We start from the raw sequence: 19,374 nt of genomic DNA on the forward strand, positions 1-19,374 counted from the left end.
ATAGGCTGTGCGGAATCAGCCAGTAGCCAGCGCAGGGGGCAACCGCCATGACGACAGGTCGGCTCGGGCATCACGCCGCGCCACCGAACGCGGCTTACGCCGGGCAGGTCGTGCACTTCCCGGACCCGGTCCGCGCCTCCCGGCACCCTCGCGGGGTGCGGGTGGACGAACACGGCTTTCCGGACTTCTCGCCGTACGCCAGGGCGGCGGCGGAGATCGCCGATCCGCCCGAGGGCTTCGGCGTCGACGAGCTGCGGCTGACGGACTACGTGTCGGCGAACGCGGCGCTCGCCGCGACCGGCCATGAGCTGTGGGACACGATTCCGGCGGTGGCGACCCCGCACGGCTGGACCTGGCACCACGTGGCGGGCAGCCGCCGCATGGAGCTGGTCCCGGTCGAGGTGAAGGCGCTGCTGCGGCACCACGGCGGGGTCGCGACCGCGGCCGTGGACCACGGCAAGCGCGGTACGCGTCCGTTGCAGGAGACCCGGCCGGCCCATGTCGGGCTCCCGAAGGGTCTTGTGTCGGTGTCCGAGCAGCAACTGCTCGGTGTGGAGGAGGACCTGGGGTACCGCCTGCCGGGCGCGTACCGCTCCTTCCTGAAGGCGGCCGGTGGTTGCGCGCCGGTGGGCGCGGCGCTCGACGCGGAGCTGGGGCTGCTGGTCGACCAGCCGTTCTTCACGGTCCGCGACGAGGCGGGGGTCAACGACCTCGTCTACGTCAACAAGTGTCTGCGGGACCACCTGACCAAGGACTATCTGGGCGTCGGTTTCGTCCAGGGCGGGATCCTGGCGGTGAAGGTGAAGGGCGACCGGGTCGGGACGGTGTGGTTCTGCGCGTACGACGACGCGCGCGACGCCGGTGAGGCCGCCGCCGCGTGGAGCGTGGGCGAGCGCGTGGAGCGCCTGCTGCTGCCGTGCGGCGAGGACTTCGACGCGTTCCTGCAGCGGCTGGCGGGTAATCCGCCGGAGCTGGAGACGGTGGCGAACCTGATGGTGGACGGCGGCTTCGCGCGCGCCGTGCCCGTGGTCCCGGTGGGGGAGTGAGCTGGCTGTGGTGACGTTCGCGCAGGCGCAGGAGCGCGCCGAGGAATGGATCAACGGTGACGTGCCGGCGTACCAGCACCGTGAGGTGCGGGTACGCGAGTTCGGTCTTGGCTTCGTCGTCTGGGCGGAGGACCGCGAGGGCGGCCCGATCTCGGACGGCGGCCGCCAGCGGCTGGTCATCGCCCGGGACAGCGGCGAGGCGACGCTGTGGCCGGGGCTGCCGGTGGGCGAGGTGATCCGGCGGTACGAGGAGGAGTACGGCGCCGTCGAGGACGGGGCGGACGCGTCCGCGCCGCCCGCGCCGCCGGAGCGGGTCGACCTGAACGCGACGTCGTTCCTGCTGACCCCGCCGGAGTGGCTGCAGGACGCGGCGGACAAGCTGGGTCTGCCGCCGAAGGGGCCGAACGCGTCGCAGGCGGGCGGGAGTTCGTCGACGCCGGAGGCGACGGGCGACGGTTCGCCGTCTCCCGAGCCGACCCCGGAACGGGAGCCGGAGCGGGCGACCCCGGCCCCGGCGGTGGGTGCGTCCGACGGTCGGTCGGTCGCCTACGAGCCGACGGCCAACGACGGGGTGCCGGCCGAGACGCCCGCCCCGAGCACGCCCGCCCCGAGCACGCCCGCCCCGAGCACGCCCGCCCCGAGCACGCCCGCCCCGAGCACGCCCGCCCCGAGCACGCCCGCCCCGAGCACTCCCGCCCCGAGCACGCCCACTCCGAGCGTTCCGGCGCCGACTGTGTCGGCGCCGAGCAGTCCGTGGGCGGACGCCAACGCGAGTTCGGGCGGTGCGGACGGCTCCGTACCGCTGCCTGCGACGGTCTTCGCGCCGCCGCTCTCGGGTACGGACGACGACGACACGCCGCCACCGGTGGTGGGCGCCGACGCCCCGACCGCCCTGATGGCGGGCGGCAGCGCACTCCCACCGACGGCGATCGCCCAGGCGCTCGACCGGCACGCCCCGCCGCCGGAGGGTGCCGGTCCGGCGCCGGCCGCCGGCCCGGGCGGGTCGCTCGGGTCCGGCGTCCCCGTTCCGCCGCGCGCGCCCGGGGACACGCCCGCTCCGGCGCCCATGCCGCCGCCGGTGCCGGGTCCCTCCGGTGCCGGGGACATCGCGGACGCGGCCACCAGCAAGGCGGAGGTGCCGCCGCGCGGGACGCGGGGCGGTGGGGGCGATCCTCCTCCGCCGCCGCAGGCGCCGGGGGTTCCCGGTGTGCCCGCGGGTGGATACGTACGGACGCAGTTGGTGTCGCGGCTGGGTCCTGACGGGCCCCAGCCGCCCGGGCCTCCGGGGCAGCCGACGCCTCCCGGGCCGCCCACGCCTCCCGGCTCCTCCACGCCTCCGCAGGCCGTGCACCACGCCGCGACCATGCTCGCGCACCCGAACCAGGGCGGGCCCGCCACGCCGCCGCCTCCGCCCGCGCCGCCGGGCATGCCCGGACCGCCCCGCGCCCCGGGCGTGCCGGGTGGGTCCGACGGCGCCGGTGGCGGGGTCGCGCACGCGGCGACGATGCTGGCGCAGCCCGGCCCCGGCGCGATCCCCCCGCCCGGACCGCCCGGCGCCCCTGGTGCCCCGGGTGCTCCCGGTGCTCCCGGGACCCCGCCCGGTGGGGTGCACCACGCGGCGACGATGTTTGCGCAGCCGGGCCCGGGCGGGCCGCCGGCTCCTCCGGGACCGCCCGGACCGCCGCCGAACATGCAGGGCGCGCCGCCCGCGTACGGCTATCCGCAGCAGCCTGGCGGTCAGCCGACCGTCGGCCCCGGCTACCAGGCCGTGCTGCGCTACCGCGCGCCCGACGGTTCCGAGGCGCAGATCATCCGGAGGTCCGCTCCCGGCACCCCGCACCCCGAGTGGCAGATCCTGCACGAGCTGCGCGCCATGAACGTGCCGCCGCAGCAAGTCCTGGAGCTGCACACGGAGTTGGAGTCCTGTGAGCTGCCGGGCGGTTACTGTGCCCGGATGATCCGGGAGACCTGGCCGCAGGCGCGGATCACCAACATCGCGCCGTACGGCAGGGATCACGCGGGCCGCCAGCAGGGTATGCGTCAACTTCTCACCCATCAGGGTGAGTTGCACCAGGTCGCGGACGGCCCGGCCCGGCCGGCGCCGGTACGGGCCCCGCTGCCGCAGGTGCAGCCGGCGACACCGATCCCGCCGGAGGGGATCGCGCAGGAGATGGCGGGCGCCTTCGGCCCCGGTATCTGCCGGTTCGACCAGCGGGCCGTGTCGCGGCAGGGCGTGCCGGAGATCGTCGCGCTGACGCTCGTCTGGGCGGGGCTGCCGGCCGACTTCGGGCCGTTCTTCTGGGCGCAGCCGGCCCAGCCGGTGGTGCCGACGCTCGCGGAGCTCGCGGCGCAGCGGCAGGTCCAGCCGGCGTCGGACGCGGGCTCGTACCTGGTGGTCGGTTCGGACTTCGGACGGGCGCTCTGCGTCCAGTACGGGACCGCGCACATCGTCGCCGTACCGGTCGAGGCCGGTCCGGGGGGTGCGCCGGTGCCGCCGCAGTTCGTGAACAGCGGGCTGCCGGAGTTCGCCCGGTCCATGGCGCTGCTCGGGCGGATGTGGCGGCTGCGCTTCGGGCTCAACCCGGAGCAGGCGGGCCGCTGGACGGTCGACTTCCAGGCGCAGTTGGCGATGCTGGACCCGGCGGCGCTGGCGTCGCCGGAGAACTGGTGGTCGGTGCTCCTGGAGCAGATGTGGGACGGCCTGCTGTAGGTCGTGTGTGACGAAGGGCGCCTGGCGTGAACGACACGCCGGGCGCCTTTTGTCGTGCCTGATGACGCATCCTTGGCATTTGAGGCAGTACGGCCATCACGGAAGGGGCGTCAGGGATGAGTTTCGCCGTCGGACGGGGGCGGGGTTACCGCCCCGAGCAGGTCGACCGTCACCTGGCCGCGCTCTCCGGGGAACGCGACGCGGCGCGGGAGCGGGCGGCCCTGCTGGCGGTGCTCGCGGAGGAGGCGGAGGCGGAGTGGGTGCGGCTGCGGGCGCAGGCCGACGCGCTGGCGCCGCAGCGGTACGAGTCGCTGAGCGAGGGGGCGCGGCAGATCCTCGCGCTGGCGGAGGCCGAGGACGAGCGGCTCGTACGGGCCGCGGAGGCGGAGGCGCAGTCCGCCGCTGAGGAGGCCGAGGAGGCGGCGCGTGCGGCGGGCGAGGCGGCCCGGGCGTACGCGGAGGCGGTCCGTGCGGAGGCGGAGGAGACGGCCCTCGCCGCTCTCGAGGCGGCGGGCGCGGAGTCCGAGGCGCTGCGTGCGGCGGCTCGCGAGGACGCGGCGGAGCGCCGGGCGCAGGCGCGGCAGGCGTTCGAGGACATGGCGCGCAGGGCGTCGGCGCTGCTGGAGTCCCAGCGCGCGGAGCAGGCGGTCGTACGGGAGAAGGCGGAGCACGCGGAGGCGTCCCGGGCCGCCGAGCGGAACGCCCACCACGACGAACTCGCCGGCGCCGCGCAGGCCCGTCTCGCGGAGACCGAACGCGCCCTGGCGAGAACGGAGGAACGCGCCCGCCACGACCAGGAGGACGCGGAGGCCCGCGCGGCGGAACTCCTCGCCGAGGCCCGGGCGCACCGCGAACGGACCGAACGCGCGACGGACCGCGTGCTGCGCGAGCACGAGGAGGCCCGCGACGAGATCCACGCGCACATGGAACACATCCGCGCCTCCCTCGCCACCCTGACGGGCCGCGGCCCGACGGAACAGAGCCCGGAACCCCCGAAGGCACGGGAGGAGCCGGAGGCGGAAGCTGAAGCGGAGGCGGAGGCCGAGTCGTAGGGGTTGGGGGTCAGACCGGCCGGATGTCGTCCCGCTCCTCCGACTGCTCCTGCTGTTCCTTGTGCTCCTTCAGGACCGGGAAGCGGCGTGGGGCGAGGGTCAGGAGGGCCAGGAGGGCGAGGGCTGCCGCGGCGGCCGCGCCCAGGTAGACGTGGTCGACGGCCGCGTCGACCGCGTGGCGGAGGGTGTCGTCGGCGTGGTCCAGGGCGTAGGCGAGGCTGTCCAGGTCGGTGTCGGCGCCCAGGCGGGAGGCGAGGACACCGTTGGCGACGGCGCCGAAGAGGGCGGCGCCGACGCTCTGGCCGACCTGGCGGCAGAAGAGGACGGACGCGGTCGTCGTGCCGCGTTCCTCGTACGGGACGGTCGACTGGACGCCGACGATCAGCGGGAGCTGGAAGAGGCCGAGCGCGCCGCCGAGCAGGAGCATCAGCAGGGCCGGTTGCCAGGGTTCGCCGGGGAAGGGGAGGAAGGGGAAGGCGAGGAGGACGAGCAGGGCGAGGGTGATGCCGATGACCGCGGTGTGGCGGAAGCCGATGCGGTTGTAGAGCCGGTTGGAGAAGGCCGCCGAGATGGGCCAGCTGAGGGTCATCGCGGAGAGGACGAAGCCGGCGGCTATCGGGCCGAGGCCGAGGACGGCCTGGGCGTAGGTGGGCAGGAAGACCGTCGGGGCGACCATCAGCAGGCCGAGTGCGCCGAGGGCCAGGTTGACGGCGGAGATCGTGCGGCGGCGCCAGATCCAGCCGGGGATGATCGGTTCGGCGGCGCGGCGCTCGATGAGAACGGTGGCTCCGGCGAGGGCCAGTGCGCCCGCGAAGAGGCCGAGTGAGGGGGCGGAGAGCCAGGGCCAGGCGACGCCGCCCTGGACGAGAGCGGTCAGCAGGAGCGTTCCGGTCGCGAAGATGGCGACCGCGCCCGCCCAGTCGACGGACACCTTCCGTGAGGATCCGGCGGTCTGCCGCCGGCCCTCCGGTTCGACCAGGTGGCGGGCGATCAGCCAGAGGGCGAGCAGGCCCACCGGCAGGTTGATCAGGAAGATCCAGCGCCAGTCCGCGTACCCGGCGAGGAGGCCGCCGGCCGCCGGGCCCGCCACCGAGGCGGTGGCCCAGACCGAGGAGAGCTTCGCCTGGATCTTCGGACGCTCCTTCAGCGGGTAGAGGTCCGCCGCGATCGTCTGGATCGTGCCCTGGAGCGCGCCGCCGCCCAGGCCCTGGACGATCCGGAAGGCGATCAGCGAGCCCATGTTCCAGGCGAAGGCGCAGAGCAGGGAGCCGATGAGGAAGAGGATCGTTCCGGCGATCAGGACCGGCTTGCGGCCGAAGGTGTCGCAGAGCTTCCCGTACACGGGCAGGGTGACCGTGACGGCGAGCAGGTAGCCGGAGAAGAGCCAGGAGAAGACCGACAGGCCGCCGAGGTCGCCGACGATCTGCGGTACGGCGGTCGAGACGACCGTGCCGTCGAGTGCGGCGAGGGCCATTCCCAGCATCAGCGCCGCGACGACCGGGCCGCGTCCGCGCGGGGTCGTGGTCGGTGCCGCGGCCTGCCGCGCGGTCGTGCGGGACACCCCGCCCTCCATCCGATGGGTCGTACACCTAAATGCGTCGGCCCAGCCTCCCACTCGAACCTCGGGGTGAGAACCCCTAGGGGGCCCTCCCCCATAGAGGGCAGGGGTTGGTCGTCCCGGCGGAGGAGGAGGACGGCCCCGGTCGTCCTTACCTTGGTCTTACGCGGTTCCGGCGAGGGCCCGCACGGTTCCTGGGGAAAACCACAGGGCGAAGAGGGGGCCCCGCACCAGTGAGCGCGTGTCCCGTTCCGTCAAGACTCTGAGGTGGGTCGGACGGGCGTGGGGCGTCGGTCGGGCGTGGTGCGGTGGTCGGGCGTGGTGCGGTGGTCGGGCGTGCGGAGGACGTGCGGCGGACCTGCGGCGCACGTCCTGCGCGCATCCCGCTTCCTTCCCCCCGCCCTTCCCCTCCCTTTCCGTCCCGTACAACTCCCGGCATTCGCCCAGACAGAGGAGACATACCGTGACTTCGGCTGTGACCACCCCCCGCTACGGGGACACCGCAGGGAGTACGGCCGTCGCCGCGCGGGCGCGGCAGGTCGTCAAGGCGTACGGCGCCGGCGAGACGCGGGTCGTCGCCCTCGACCACGTGGACGTGGACATCGCCCGTGGCCAGTTCACCGCCATCATGGGCCCCTCGGGCTCCGGCAAGTCGACCCTGATGCACTGCCTCGCCGGCCTCGACACCGTCACCGGCGGCCAGATCTTCCTGGACGAGACCGAGATCACCGGCCTGAAGGACAAGCGGCTCACCCGACTGCGCCGCGACCGGATCGGCTTCATCTTCCAGGCGTTCAACCTGCTGCCGACGCTCGACGCGCTCGAGAACATCACGCTGCCCATGGACATCGCCGGCCGCAAGCCCGATCAGGCCTGGCTCGACCGGGTCGTCACCACCGTCGGCCTCGCCGACCGGCTCCGGCACCGGCCCACCCAGCTCTCCGGCGGCCAGCAGCAGCGCGTCGCCGTGGCCCGTGCGCTGGCCGCCCGCCCCGAGATCATCTTCGGGGACGAGCCGACCGGCACTCCCGCGCGGGCGCCGAAGTCCTCGGCTTCCTGCGGCAGTCGGTGGACGAACTCGGCCAGACCATCGTGATGGTCACCCACGACCCCGTCGCCGCCTCGTACGCCGACCGCGTCCTCTACCTCGCGGACGGCCGGATCGTGGACGAGATGTACCGGCCCACCGCCGACGCCGTCCTCGACCGGATGAAGGACTTCGACGCCCGGGGGCGCACGTCATGAGCGTCCTCAAGACCTCCCTGCGCAACTTCTTCGCGCACAAGGGCCGCATGGCGCTCTCCGCCGTCGCCGTCCTGCTCTCCGTGGCGTTCGTGTGCGGCACGCTCGTCTTCACGGACACCATGAACACCACCTTCGACAAGCTCTTCTCCTCGACCGCCGCCGACGTCACCGTCAGCCCGAAGGGCGCGGCGACCGACGACGAGGCACCGCCGTCCGGCCGCCCCGAGACCCTGCCGGCCTCGGCCGTCGAGCGGGTCGCCGGTGCCGAGGGCGTGCGGTCCGCCGAGGGCAAGGTCATCTCCCTGAGCGTGACCGTCGCCGACGCGCGGAACAACAACCTCGGGTCCACCACCGGCGCCCCGACCATCGCCGTCAACTGGAGCCCCAGGGAACTGCGTTCCATGGAGATCACCTCCGGGCACGCCCCCCGCGGCCCCACGGAGGCGCTCCTGGACGCCGGTACGGCCGGGAAGCACAAGCTGAGGATCGGCGACGAGCTCCGCACGATCGCCGCGACCGGTGACTTCACCACCCGTATCTCCGGCATCGTCGACTTCAAGGTCACCAACCCCGGTGCCACCGTCGTCTACTTCGACACCGCCACCGCGCAGCGCCAACTCCTCGGCAAGGAAGGGGCGTTCACCAACATCGAGGTGACCGCCGCAGACGGCTTCAGCCACGACCGGGTCAAGAGGAACATCTCGGCGGCGGTGGGCGGCGAGTACAAACTGCTGACCCAGGCCGAGTCCGCCGACGAGGGCCGCAAGGACGTCGAGGGCTTCCTCACCCCGATGAAGTACGCGATGCTCGGCTTCGCCGGGATCGCCCTGCTCGTCGGCATCTTCCTCATCGTCAACACCTTCTCCATGCTGGTCGCCCAGCGCACCCGCGAGATCGGCCTCATGCGGGCCATCGGCGCCAGCCGCCGTCAGGTGAACCGTTCCGTCCTCGTCGAGGCCCTGCTCCTCGGCGTCGTCGGCTCGATCGCGGGCGTCGCGGCCGGTGTCGGGGTCGCCGTCGGGCTGATGGAGCTGATGTCCGCGATGGGCATGGAGCTGTCCACCGGGGACCTGACGGTGAAGTGGACGACCCCGGCGGTCGGCCTCGTCCTCGGCGTCGTCGTCACCGTCCTCGCCGCGTACATCCCGGCCCGCCGGGCCGGCAAGGTCTCCCCGATGGCCGCGCTGCGCGACGCCGGCACCCCGGCCGACGGTCGCGCGGGCCGGGTACGGGGCGGGTTCGGGCTGGCGCTGACGCTGGGCGGCGCGGCCGCGCTGTGGACGTCGACGCGGGCGGCCGAAGCCGGCCCCGGCTCGCTCTGGCTCGGCCTCGGTGTCGTCCTGACCCTGGTCGGCTTCATCGTCGTCGGCCCGCTGCTCGCGGGCGGTGTCGTCCGCGTCCTCGGCGCCCTCGTCCTGCGGGTCTTCGGCCCGGTGGGGCGGATGGCCGAGCGCAACGCGCTGCGCAACCCGCGCCGTACGGGAGCGACCGGCGCCGCCCTGATGATCGGGCTCGCGCTGGTGGCCTGCCTGTCGGTGGTCGGCTCGTCGATGGTCGCCTCGGCGACGGAGGAGCTGGACCGTTCGGTGGGCGCGGACTTCATCGTGCAGTCCGCCAACGGGCAGCCGATCGTGCCGCAGGCCCAGGCCGCCCTGGAGAAGACGCCCGGCCTGACGCACGTCACCGAGTACACCTGGGTCGAGGCCACCATCACCGACCCGAAGGGCAAGGCGGTCAAGAAGGGCCTCGTCGCCGCCGAGCCGTCGTACGCGAGCGATCTGCGGCGCGACACCACGGCCGGTGAGCTGACCGCCGCGTACGGCGCGAACGCGATGTCGGTGGGCACCGACTACGCCGACGAGCACGGAGTGAAGGTCGGCGACGAGCTGACCGTCGCCTTCCACGGCGGCGAGCGCGCGAAGCTGCGGGTCGCGGCGATCACGTCCGACGAGAACAACGTCGACAAGGGCGTGATGTACACCAACATCACCACCGCGGAGCGGTACCTGCCGGCGGACCGGATGCCGCAGAGCGTGATCCTCTTCGCGACGGCCCAGGACGGCAAGGAGACCGAGGCGTACGCGGCGCTGAAGGAGTCGCTCGCCGCCTACCCGCAGTACCGGGTGCAGAACCAGGCCGACTACAAGCAGGACCTGAAGGACCAGGTCGGCCAGCTCCTCAACATCGTCTACGGGCTGCTGGCGCTGGCGATCATCGTCGCCGTCCTCGGCGTCGTGAACACGCTCGCCCTGTCGGTGGTCGAGCGGACCCGGGAGATCGGCCTGATGCGGGCGATCGGGCTCTCGCGCCGCCAGCTGCGCCGGATGATCCGCCTGGAGTCGGTGGTCATCGCCCTCTTCGGCGCCCTGCTGGGCCTCGCCCTCGGCATGGGCTGGGGCACCTCGGCCCAGCAGCTCCTTGCCCTGGAGGGCCTCGGGGTCCTGGAGATCCCCTGGCCGACGATCCTGACGGTCTTCGTCGCCTCGGCCTTCGTGGGCCTCCTCGCGGCCCTGATCCCGGCGTTCCGGGCGGGCCGGATGAACGTCCTGAACGCGATCGCGACGGAGTAGGGGGCGCGGCGGTACGGGCGCGGGTGCGTGCAGTGGGTGCGGGTGCGGGTGCGGGTGCGGGTGCGGGTGCGGGTGCGGATACGGGCGCGGGTTGCGGGTATGGGCGCGCGAACGGGGTACGCCCGCGTGGCGTGCCGTTCGGAAGCGGGTGTCCGTGCGGCGTCGTAGGCTGGGGGAGCCCCCGGCCGTCGTGCCGGGATCCCCCGGCCCGTGTCACGTGTCGGGCTGTTCGCGTTGCCCGCTGCCGCCGTAACCACCGGGATGGAAAGCTCCATGAGCCTGCACGGTCTGCTCGACGTCGTCGTCAAGGACGCCGCACTCGCCGAAGCGGTCAGGGCCGCGTCCGACGGCAACCGCATGCACGTGGACCTGGTCGGGCCGCCCGCCGCCCGCCCCTTCGCCGTCGCCGCGCTCGCGCGCGACGCCGGGCGCACCGTCCTCGCCGTCACCGCGACCGGGCGGGAGGCCGAGGACCTGGCCGCCGCGCTGCGCACCCTCCTGGACCCCGAGACGGTCGTCGACTACCCCTCCTGGGAGACGCTCCCGCACGAGCGGCTCTCGCCCCGCTCCGACACCGTCGGCCGCCGCCTCGCCGTGCTGCGCCGCCTCGCCCACCCGTCGCCCGACGACCCGGCCGCGGGCCCCGTCTCCGTCGTCGTCGCGCCCGTGCGCTCCGTGCTCCAGCCGCAGGTCAAGGGCTTGGGCGACCTGGAGCCCGTGGCCCTGCGCACCGGCCAGACGGCGGACCTGAACGAGATCGTGGAGGGCCTCGCGGCCGCCGCGTACTCCCGTGTCGAGCTGGTCGAGAAGCGCGGCGAGTTCGCGGTCCGCGGCGGCATCCTGGACGTCTTCCCGCCGACCGAGGAGCACCCGCTCCGGATCGAGTTCTGGGGCGACGACGTCGAGGAGATCCGTTACTTCAAGGTCGCCGACCAGCGGTCCCTGGAGGTCGCCGAGCACGGCCTGTGGGCCCCGCCCTGCCGCGAGCTGCTCCTCACGCCCGAGGTGCGCGGGCGGGCCGCCGTCCTCGCCCAGGCGCACCCGGAGCTCGGCGAGCTGCTCGGCAAGATCGCCGACGGGATCGCCGTCGAGGGCATGGAGTCCCTCGCCCCCGTCCTGGTCGACGACATGGAGCTGATGCTCGACGTCATGCCGAAGGGGTCGATGGCCGTCGTCTGCGACCCCGAGCGGGTCCGGACGCGCGCCACCGACCTCGTCGCGACGTCCCAGGAGTTCCTCCAGGCGTCCTGGGCGGCCACCGCCGGTGGCGGCGAGGCGCCGATCGACGTCGGCGCGGCCTCCCTGTGGGGGATCGCTGACGTCCGGGACCGGGCGCGCGAGCTCGGCATGATGTGGTGGTCGGTCTCCCCGTTCGCCGCCGACGAGACCGTCGACGCGGACACCGTCAAGCTCGGCATGCACGCCCCGGAGACGTACCGCGGCGACACCGCCCGCGCGCTCGCGGACACCAAGGGCTGGCTGGCCGACGGCTGGCGCACGGTCTACGTCACCGAGGCGCACGGCCCGGCGGCCCGCACGGTCGAGGTCCTCGGCGGCGAGGGCATCGCGGCCCGCCTCGACGCGGACCTGACGGAGATCTCCCCGTCCGTCGTCCACGTGGCGACCGGCTCCATCGACTACGGCTTCGTCGACCCGGGGCTCAAGCTCGCCGTCCTCACCGAGACCGACCTGTCCGGCCAGAAGGCGGCCGGCAAGGACGGCCAGCGGATGCCGGCCAAGCGACGCAAGACGATCGACCCGCTGACCCTGGAGGTCGGCGACTACATCGTGCACGAGCAGCACGGCGTCGGACGGTACGTCGAGATGGTCCAGCGGACGGTGCAGGGCGCCACCCGCGAGTACCTCCTCGTCGAGTACGCCCCCGCCAAGCGCGGCCAGCCCGGCGACCGGCTCTACATCCCGACCGACCAGCTGGAGCAGGTCACCAAGTACGTCGGCGGCGAGGCGCCCACGCTGCACCGGCTCGGCGGCGCGGACTGGACGAAGACGAAGGCGCGCGCGAAGAAGGCCGTCAAGGAGATCGCCGCCGACCTGATCAAGCTGTACTCGGCGCGGATGGCGGCGCCCGGCCACGCCTTCGGCCCCGACACCCCCTGGCAGCGCGAGCTGGAGGACGCCTTCCCGTACGTGGAGACGCCCGACCAGCTGTCCACCATCGCCGAGGTGAAGGAGGACATGGAGAAGACGGTCCCGATGGACCGCCTGATCTGCGGCGACGTCGGCTACGGCAAGACGGAGATCGCGGTCCGCGCCGCCTTCAAGGCCGTCCAGGACGGCAAGCAGGTCGCCGTCCTCGTACCGACCACGCTGCTCGTGCAGCAGCACTTCGGCACGTTCTCGGAGCGGTACTCGCAGTTCCCCGTCGTCACCCGCGCGCTCTCCCGCTTCCAGACGGAGACCGAGTCGAAGGCGACGCTGGAGGGGCTGCGGGACGGCTCGGTCGACATCGTCATCGGCACGCACCGGCTGTTCTCCTCCGAGACCAAGTTCAAGGACCTGGGCCTGGTCATCGTCGACGAGGAGCAGCGCTTCGGCGTCGAGCACAAGGAGCAGCTGAAGAAGCTCCGCGCCAACGTCGACGTCCTGACGATGTCCGCGACCCCCATCCCCCGTACGCTCGAGATGGCCGTGACCGGCATCCGCGAGATGTCCACGATCACCACCCCGCCGGAGGAGCGGCACCCGGTCCTCACCTTCGTCGGGCCGTACGAGGAGAAGCAGATCGGCGCGGCCATCCGCCGCGAACTGCTGCGCGAGGGCCAGGTCTTCTACATCCACAACCGCGTCGAGTCGATCGACCGGGCGGCGGCGCGGCTGCGGGACATCGTCCCGGAGGCGCGGATCGCGACCGCGCACGGTCAGATGTCGGAGTCGGCGCTGGAGCAGGTCGTGGTCGACTTCTGGGAGAAGAAGTTCGACGTCCTCGTCTCCACGACGATCGTCGAGTCCGGCATCGACATCTCCAACGCCAACACCCTGATCGTGGAGCGCGGCGACAACTTCGGCCTGTCGCAGCTGCACCAGCTGCGCGGCCGGGTGGGCCGTGGCCGTGAGCGCGGCTACGCGTACTTCCTGTACCCGCCGGAGAAGCCGCTGACGGAGACCGCGCACGAGCGGCTCGCGACGATCGCCCAGCACACCGAGATGGGCGCGGGCATGTACGTGGCGATGAAGGACCTGGAGATCCGCGGCGCGGGCAACCTGCTCGGCGGCGAGCAGTCCGGTCACATCGCGGGCGTCGGCTTCGACCTGTACGTACGGATGGTGGGCGAGGCGGTCGCCGACTACCGCGCCTCCCTGGACGGCGGGGTCGAGGAGGAGCCGCCGCTGGAGGTCAAGATCGAGCTGCCGGTCGACGCGCACGTCCCGCACGACTACGCGCCGGGCGAGCGGCTGCGCCTCCAGGCGTACCGCGCGATCGCCTCCGCCAACACGGAGGAGGACATCACGGCGGTACGGGAGGAGCTCACCGACCGCTACGGCAAGCTGCCCGAGCCGGTCGAGAACCTGCTGCTGGTCGCCGGCCTGCGCATGCTGGCGCGCGCCTGCGGTGTCGGCGAGATCGTCCTCCAGGGCCCGAACATCCGCTTCGCGCCGGTGGAGTTGCGCGAGTCGCAGGAGCTGCGCCTGAAGCGGCTCCACCCGCGCACGGTCATCAAGCCGGCTGTCCACCAGATCCTGGTCCCGCGTCCGACGAGCGGGAAGATCGGCGGGAAGCCGGTGGTGGGACGCGAACTGCTGGCGTGGACGGGCGAGTTCCTGACGACGATCCTGGGGTAGCGGAGGGGACGGAGCGGGTGGAACGGGGAGGGGCCGGCGCCGCAGGGGGAGGGGCCCGGTCGGCTGGGAGCGGCCGCCTCTTCGCGCCGCCCTGTTTCCCGCTGCCCCTCTTCGCGCCGGCCCGCTGCTCACAGCGCGTCGAGGTCCAGAACCTCCGCCATCGCCCGGTATCCGGCGTCACCGGGGTGCAGGTGGTCGCCCGAGTCGTACGCGGGCAGGAGGCGGTCCGGGTCGGCCGGGTCGGCGACGGCGTGGTCGAAGTCGGCGACGGCGTCGTACGCGCCCGAGGTGCGGACCCAGTGGTTGAAGGCGTCCCGCTTGGCCTCGACGGCCGGGTCGTCGTAGAAGGAGCCGCCGACGGGGGTCAGGGTCGCGCCGACGACCTTGATGCCCCGGGCGTGGGCCTGTCGGATCAGCTCGCGGTGGCCCGCGACGAGACGCTCGACGGAGACCTCGGGGGTGGGGTCGGCGATGCCGTTGGGGAGGCTGCCGCCGAAGTCGTTGATGCCTTCGAGGAGGATGACCGTGCGGACGTCCGGCTCGGTCAGGACGTCCTTCTTGAACCGTTCGATGCCCTTCTCGCCCGCCCAGACCGTGTCGTTGGTGACCTGGTTGCCGCCGATGCCGTGATTGAGGACGGCGCGTGGCCTTCCGGCGGCGGCGAAGCGCTCGGCCAGCTCGTCGGGGTAGCGGTTGTCCGCGTCGAGGCCGGCGCCGGAGCCGTCGGTGATCGAGTCCCCGAAGGCCACGACGGTGTCCCTGCGCGGGGCCTGCCCGCCGGTCACCTCGACGCCGGAGAGGTAGTACCAGGAAGTGCTGGTCTCCTTGAAGGCCGTCCCCTCCAGGTCGGAGCGGTGATCGCCGTCGGCGCGGTAGCTGGTGGCGGCGGCGAAGGAGTGGAAGGTGGCCGGACCGGTGGGCGTGGCCAGGTGGAGGGTGACCGTCACCGACTCCAGCGCCCGCAGCGTGAAGGGAACGGCGTCGCTGTGCGCCGTGCCGCCGGCCGGGATCGTCACCGAGGGGCCCGCCGCGAAGGCCAGCTGCCGGACCGAACCGGCCCTGACGGCGGCGCCCTTGGCGGTGCGGGCGACGGTCGCGCCGGTGATCCGCAGCGGGGTGGCGCCGTAACGGTTGGAGAGTTCGATGCGGGCCGTGGTGCCGCCGGTGGTGACCCGGACGACCTGGCGCACGGTGTGGTTCGCGAACCCCTGTTCGGACCAGTTGGCGCCGAAGGGCGCGGTCGGGGCCTGCGGGGAGGCGGCCCAGGCGCCGCGCCACGGCCCGTCGTCGTAGCGGTGCTCCGACGCGACGGAGCTGCCGGCGGGGAGGGTGACCAGGGCGACCGTCGTCAGGGCGGCAACGATCGTGCGCCGCGGAGACGTGGTGGGCGTGGCCGTGGGCCGGGTCGTGATCGTCATGGGAGCAGTCAATCGGACGGAGCCCGTGGTTGTTCCGCGCGTGGTGCGGGCGGGGGCGTCGTGTCGGGCGCGAACAGCAGGCCGGCCAGCGTGCGGAAGACCTCCTCGGGGTCCCGGTCGCCGACCGGCCCCGCCAGGTTGTGGCCGAGCAGCAGCGTCGCGAAGCCGTGGGCGAGCGACCAGGCCGCGACGCCCGCCAGCCGCGGGTCGGGCCCCCGGCCGCCGGCGGGCACGGAGGTGACCCCCGCGCGGAGGCGGTCCCCGGCCCGTTCCTTGGCGGCGAGCAGCTCCGGGTCGTCGGGCCGGTGCAGGTCCGGCTGGAACATCACCTGGAAGTGCGCCGGGTGTTCGGTGGCGAAGCGTACGTAACGCACCCCCGCGTCCTTCAGGTCCTCCGCCTCGCCGAGCGCCTCCGCGAGCAGGTCGAAGCCCTCGGCGGCGACGGCGGTCAGGAGACCGGCGCGGTCCTTGAAGTGATGGGCCGGCGCCGCGTGGGAGACGCCCGCGCGGCGCGCGAGGTCGCGCAGGCTCAGCGCGGACGGGCCGTCGGTGGCGATGACGTCGACGGCGGCGGTGAGGACCGCCTGCCGCAGGTCGCCGTGGTGATAGGTGCGCCCACTGCTCATGGGCAGCAGCCTACGCCGAATCTAGGCATTGACAAGTTCGTGGGTCGAGAGCAATCTAGTCGGCGTCAAGATGAGCATCGGCGAAGGAGGCGGAGATGAGCGCGGACATGAGCGCGGGGACGAGCGTGGGCGTGAGCGTGGAGGCCCCGGGAACCGTGGAGCCCGGCCGTGTACGGCAGATGTGGCACCTGATCGAGCCCCTGCACGCCCTCGTCCACTACGCCCCCGAGGCCTTCGACGAGGCCCGCGCGCTCGGCTACGACGTCACGGGGCGCTGGCCCTCGTACTTCGCCTGGCGCGCGGCGCCCCTCGGGACGGCCGGGGCCGAGCGGATCGCCTCGGCGTTCTACAGCTTCAGCCCGGAGATGGTGGCCCGGTACGTGCCCGGGATCTGGCGGACGGCCACCCCCGCCGACGTCCTCGCCGCCCGGCTGCGCGCCGTCGACCGCACCTACCGCTCGGTGCTCGGCGAGACGGAGGCCGGCGGTGGCGACGGGGGTGGGGGTGGCGGGATCGGGGGCGACTGGGCTGGGGGCAAGGGCGCGGCCCTCGGCGATCCGGCCGTCGATGACCCGGCCGTCGGCGATCCGGCCGTCGACGACCCGGCCGGAGGCGACCGGGCCGGGGGTGGCGGGCGCCGTCCTGGTCCGGGGTTCGTCGGGGGTGCGGGGATCGCCGAGGCCGCCGGGCTCGCGCGGCGCGCCGCCGAGGCCGCCGTGACGGCCGGGCGCCCGCTCGCCGCCGCCCATGCCGAGCTGCCCTGGCCCGACGCTCCGCACCTGGTCCTCTGGCACGCCGCGACGATCCTGCGCGAGCACCGTGGCGACGGCCATCTCGCGGCGCTCCTCGCCGCCGGGCTCGACCCGGTCGAGTCCCTGGTCTCCTTCGCGGCCGTCGGGGCGGCCTCCGAGGCGACCTTCGCCAGTCGTGGCTGGAGCGCGGCCGACTGGTCCGCCGCCCGCGCCCGGCTGGTCGCCCGAGGCCTCCTCGACGCCGGTGACGGCGCGGCCACCGAGGCCGGCCGCGCCCTGCGGGCGGAGGTGGAACGGCGTACGGACGAACTGGCCGCCGGCCCCTGGGTGGCCCTCGGCCCCGAGTCCACGGCCCGCCTCGCCGAACTCCTCGGCGAGCCCTGGCTCGCCGCGCTCGCCTCGGGTCTGCTGCCGGCCGAGAACACCCTGGGCATCGGCAAGGTCTGAGGGCGAACGAACGCACAAGGTCTGAGGGCGAACGAACGCACACGGCCAGGGTCTGAGGGCGAACGAACGCACACGGCCAGGGTCTGAGGGCGAACGAACGCACACAGCTTCGGCCGTGGGCTGCGCGCACGGCGCATCCCACGGCCGAAGGTGTACGGCGGAGTCGTCAGGGTGTCGGGGGCTGGTCCTGTCCCCGCTGCTTGTCGAGGTACTCCTGCGCCTTCTGCTGACCCTGGTCGACCTTGTCGGCGTGCTTGCCGCCGGTCTTCCGGTCGATCATGTCGCCGCCGCGTTCGACGCCCTGCTGGGCCTTGTCGGGGTGCTGGCCCATCATGCCCTTGAGCTTGTCCATGATCCCCATGATGTGAGCGACTCCTTTGAAAGGGGATAAACCGCTCATTCGACGCTACGCGACACCCGGTGTTTCCGCGCGCCGACGGCTTGAAGGTCTGGCCACGAGAGCCCTGGCTAGGATCCCCGCGTGCCCAGCTACCGCAGGACCTCCGCCCTCGCCGCCGCGCTCGCGGCCACCGTCCTCATAACCTCCGGCTGTACGACGGTCCCTGACGGCTCCACGCCCGAGGGCGCCCCCGGCGCGCGCGGCTCCGCGCTGGTCGCCGTGGACGCGCTCACGGTGAAGGGCCGGGCGCCCAGGACCGGTTACGAACGGGAGCAGTTCGGCCGCTCCTGGGTGGACGTCGACGGCAACGGGTGCGGGACCCGCGACGACATCCTCAAACGCGACCTCGCGGACGTCCGCTTCCAGGACGGCCGCTGCGAGGTCGCCTCCGGCGTCCTCGCCCACGACCCGTACACCGGGAACCGCGTCGACTACGTCCGGGGCCGCAGCAAGGTCGACATCGACCATGTCGTCGCGCTCTCCGACGCGTGGCAGAAGGGCGCGCAGAAGTGGGACGCGGAGAAGCGGCGCCGCTTCGCCAACGACCCGCTCAACCTGCTCGCCGTCGAGGCGTCCGCCAACCGCCGCAAGTCAGACGGCGACGCGGCGACCTGGCTGCCGCCCAACAAGGAGTACCGCTGTACGTACGTGGCGGCGCAGGTCGCGGTGAAGAAGAAGTACGGGGTCTGGGTCACCCGGGGCGAGCAGGACGCGATGAGGAAGGTCCTCGGCCGCTGCCCGGACCAGCGGCTGCCGTAGTCCCGGGGCGTCGGGCGTCGGGCGTCGGGCGTCGGGCGACGGGTGTCGGGCGACGGGCGCCGGGCCGACGGGCGTCGGGCCGACGGGGCGTCGGGCCGACGGGGCGTCGGTAAATCGTTTCCGCGTCGCCGCGAACGACCGTTAGCCTCCGCCGCATGGATCTTGAGATCACCACCCTCGCCGAGCGCCCGGAACTCCAGGGCGCGATGTGGGCGATGAAGGACCTCTGGCCGGAGTTCACGGTCAACGACCCGGTGGGCTGGTCCCACTACGGCCGGATCGTGGCCGAACTGCCGGAGTACGTCCTCGTCGCCACCGACGCCGAGGGTACGGTCGTCGCCCGCGCGCTCAGCGTGCCCTTCGCGCTTCGCGTCGAGGGGCGTGGCGAACTGCCCGCCACCGGCTGGGACCAGGTGCTGATGTGGGCGTTCTCCGACCGTCGGCACGGGCGCGTCCCCGACACCGTGAGCGCGATCGAGGTCACCGTCGACACGAGCGTGCTCGGCCGGGGGCTCTCGGCGAGGATGCTCGGCGCGATGCGGGACAACGCCCGCCGTCGGGGCTTCTCGGAGGTCGTCGCCCCGGTGCGCCCCAACGGCAAGCACCTGGAGGCCGCGTCCTCCATCCACGAGTACGCCTTCCGTACGCGGGAGTCGGACGGGCTGCCCGAGGACCCCTGGCTGCGCGTCCACGTCCGGGCGGGCGGTGCGGTGGAGGCGGTCTGCCCGGCGTCGATGACCGTCGCGGCCTCGGTGGAGCAGTGGCGCGCCTGGACCGGGTTGCCCTTCGACACGGACGGGCCGGTGGAGGTCCCCGGCGCTCTGGTCCCCGTGCACTGCGAGGTCTCGCGCGGCTACGCGGTCTACGTCGAGCCGAACATATGGGTCCGCCACCGCCTGTGAACCACTCCGGCGCCAATTCCACGTGCGGAGGGTGTGAGGGCCGCCCCCCTCCGGCGGCCCTCACACCCTTGCCCGTCCGCGCGCTCGC

At 73.5% G+C, this 19,374-nt stretch carries 12 protein-coding genes and 1 pseudogene; 9 read left to right on the plus strand and 4 right to left on the minus strand.

The genetic code is table 11. The annotated features are described in order from the left end of the window. The first annotated feature begins 47 nt into the window (after positions 1–47). From ACIPPS_RS29740 to ACIPPS_RS29750, 3 genes are all read left to right on the plus strand, one after another. Entirely contained in the window at positions 48–1,046 is a 999-nt protein-coding gene (locus ACIPPS_RS29740; protein WP_401438303.1) for an SMI1/KNR4 family protein, read from the plus strand. A 7-nt stretch (positions 1,047–1,053) separates the two neighbouring features. After that, positions 1,054–3,756, plus strand: coding sequence for an SUKH-4 family immunity protein (locus tag ACIPPS_RS29745; RefSeq protein WP_401438305.1), 2,703 nt, complete (start codon positions 1,054–1,056; stop codon positions 3,754–3,756). A 116-nt stretch (positions 3,757–3,872) separates the two neighbouring features. Next, the gene (locus ACIPPS_RS29750) at positions 3,873–4,808 is read left to right on the plus strand and encodes a cellulose-binding protein (RefSeq protein WP_401438308.1); all 936 of its coding nucleotides are present in this window, start codon (positions 3,873–3,875) and stop codon (positions 4,806–4,808) included. Positions 4,809–4,818: 10 nt separating this feature from the next. Here the strand turns inward: ACIPPS_RS29750 and ACIPPS_RS29755 are convergent, their stop codons facing one another. Further along, positions 4,819–6,381: an MFS transporter gene (locus ACIPPS_RS29755; RefSeq protein WP_401438310.1), complete on the minus strand. Its 1,563-nt coding sequence runs from the start codon at positions 6,379–6,381 to the stop codon at positions 4,819–4,821. Positions 6,382–6,829: 448 nt separating this feature from the next. Between ACIPPS_RS29755 and ACIPPS_RS29760 the strand changes: the two are divergent. The 3 genes and pseudogenes from ACIPPS_RS29760 (at position 6,830) to mfd (ending at position 13,982) form a co-directional block, all read left to right on the plus strand. Next, a pseudogene (locus tag ACIPPS_RS29760) lies at positions 6,830–7,611 on the plus strand (ABC transporter ATP-binding protein). After that, entirely contained in the window at positions 7,608–10,181 is a 2,574-nt protein-coding gene (locus ACIPPS_RS29765) for an ABC transporter permease (RefSeq protein ID WP_401438312.1), read from the plus strand. The pseudogene ACIPPS_RS29760 and the gene ACIPPS_RS29765 overlap by 4 nt, the downstream one beginning before the upstream one ends. A gap of 273 nt (positions 10,182–10,454) precedes the next feature. Beyond that, positions 10,455–13,982, plus strand: a complete 3,528-nt coding sequence (gene mfd, locus ACIPPS_RS29770; protein ID WP_401438314.1) for a transcription-repair coupling factor — start codon at positions 10,455–10,457, stop codon at positions 13,980–13,982. Positions 13,983–14,110: 128 nt separating this feature from the next. Here mfd and ACIPPS_RS29775 read toward each other — a convergent pair whose 3' ends face one another. Beyond that, complete coding sequence (locus ACIPPS_RS29775) at positions 14,111–15,400, minus strand: SGNH/GDSL hydrolase family protein (RefSeq protein ID WP_401438317.1); 1,290 nt, start codon at positions 15,398–15,400, stop codon at positions 14,111–14,113. Between the two features lie 8 nt (positions 15,401–15,408). Beyond that, complete coding sequence (locus ACIPPS_RS29780) at positions 15,409–16,026, minus strand: TetR/AcrR family transcriptional regulator (RefSeq protein WP_401438320.1); 618 nt, start codon at positions 16,024–16,026, stop codon at positions 15,409–15,411. Between the two features lie 179 nt (positions 16,027–16,205). Between ACIPPS_RS29780 and ACIPPS_RS29785 the strand changes: the two genes are divergently transcribed. After that, positions 16,206–17,225 (plus strand): hypothetical protein, encoded by a 1,020-nt coding sequence (locus ACIPPS_RS29785; protein ID WP_401438602.1) that lies wholly within the window; start codon positions 16,206–16,208, stop codon positions 17,223–17,225. Between the two features lie 166 nt (positions 17,226–17,391). On the opposite strand, the gene ACIPPS_RS29790 is transcribed toward ACIPPS_RS29785, so the two are convergent. Further along, positions 17,392–17,586: an antitoxin gene (locus ACIPPS_RS29790; RefSeq protein WP_401438323.1), complete on the minus strand. Its 195-nt coding sequence runs from the start codon at positions 17,584–17,586 to the stop codon at positions 17,392–17,394. Between the two features lie 120 nt (positions 17,587–17,706). Between ACIPPS_RS29790 and ACIPPS_RS29795 the strand changes: the two genes are divergently transcribed. Next, on the plus strand, positions 17,707–18,384 hold the full coding sequence (locus ACIPPS_RS29795) for an HNH endonuclease family protein (protein ID WP_401438326.1): 678 nt from the start codon (positions 17,707–17,709) through the stop codon (positions 18,382–18,384). A 155-nt stretch (positions 18,385–18,539) separates the two neighbouring features. After that, positions 18,540–19,286, plus strand: coding sequence for an N-acetyltransferase (locus ACIPPS_RS29800; RefSeq protein ID WP_401438329.1), 747 nt, complete (start codon positions 18,540–18,542; stop codon positions 19,284–19,286). Positions 19,287–19,374: the final 88 nt, after the last annotated feature.

It is taken from the genome of Streptomyces sp. NPDC090127 (genome assembly GCF_044746945.1).
In the GTDB taxonomy this organism is placed as follows: Bacteria; Actinomycetota; Actinomycetes; order Streptomycetales; family Streptomycetaceae; genus Streptomyces.

Coding starts and splice junctions, on each gene's coding strand:
- ACIPPS_RS29765 (WP_401438312.1), top strand. CDS start 7,608: ATGAGCGTCCTCAAGACCTCCCTGCGCAACTTCTTCGCGCACAAGGGC.
- ACIPPS_RS29750 (WP_401438308.1), top strand. CDS start 3,873: ATGAGTTTCGCCGTCGGACGGGGGCGGGGTTACCGCCCCGAGCAGGTC.
- ACIPPS_RS29790 (WP_401438323.1), bottom strand. CDS start 17,586: ATGGGGATCATGGACAAGCTCAAGGGCATGATGGGCCAGCACCCCGAC.
- mfd (WP_401438314.1), top strand. CDS start 10,455: ATGAGCCTGCACGGTCTGCTCGACGTCGTCGTCAAGGACGCCGCACTC.
- ACIPPS_RS29800 (WP_401438329.1), top strand. CDS start 18,540: ATGGATCTTGAGATCACCACCCTCGCCGAGCGCCCGGAACTCCAGGGC.
- ACIPPS_RS29785 (WP_401438602.1), top strand. CDS start 16,206: ATGTGGCACCTGATCGAGCCCCTGCACGCCCTCGTCCACTACGCCCCC.
- ACIPPS_RS29780 (WP_401438320.1), bottom strand. CDS start 16,026: ATGAGCAGTGGGCGCACCTATCACCACGGCGACCTGCGGCAGGCGGTC.
- ACIPPS_RS29755 (WP_401438310.1), bottom strand. CDS start 6,381: ATGGAGGGCGGGGTGTCCCGCACGACCGCGCGGCAGGCCGCGGCACCG.
- ACIPPS_RS29775 (WP_401438317.1), bottom strand. CDS start 15,400: ATGACGATCACGACCCGGCCCACGGCCACGCCCACCACGTCTCCGCGG.
- ACIPPS_RS29740 (WP_401438303.1), top strand. CDS start 48: ATGACGACAGGTCGGCTCGGGCATCACGCCGCGCCACCGAACGCGGCT.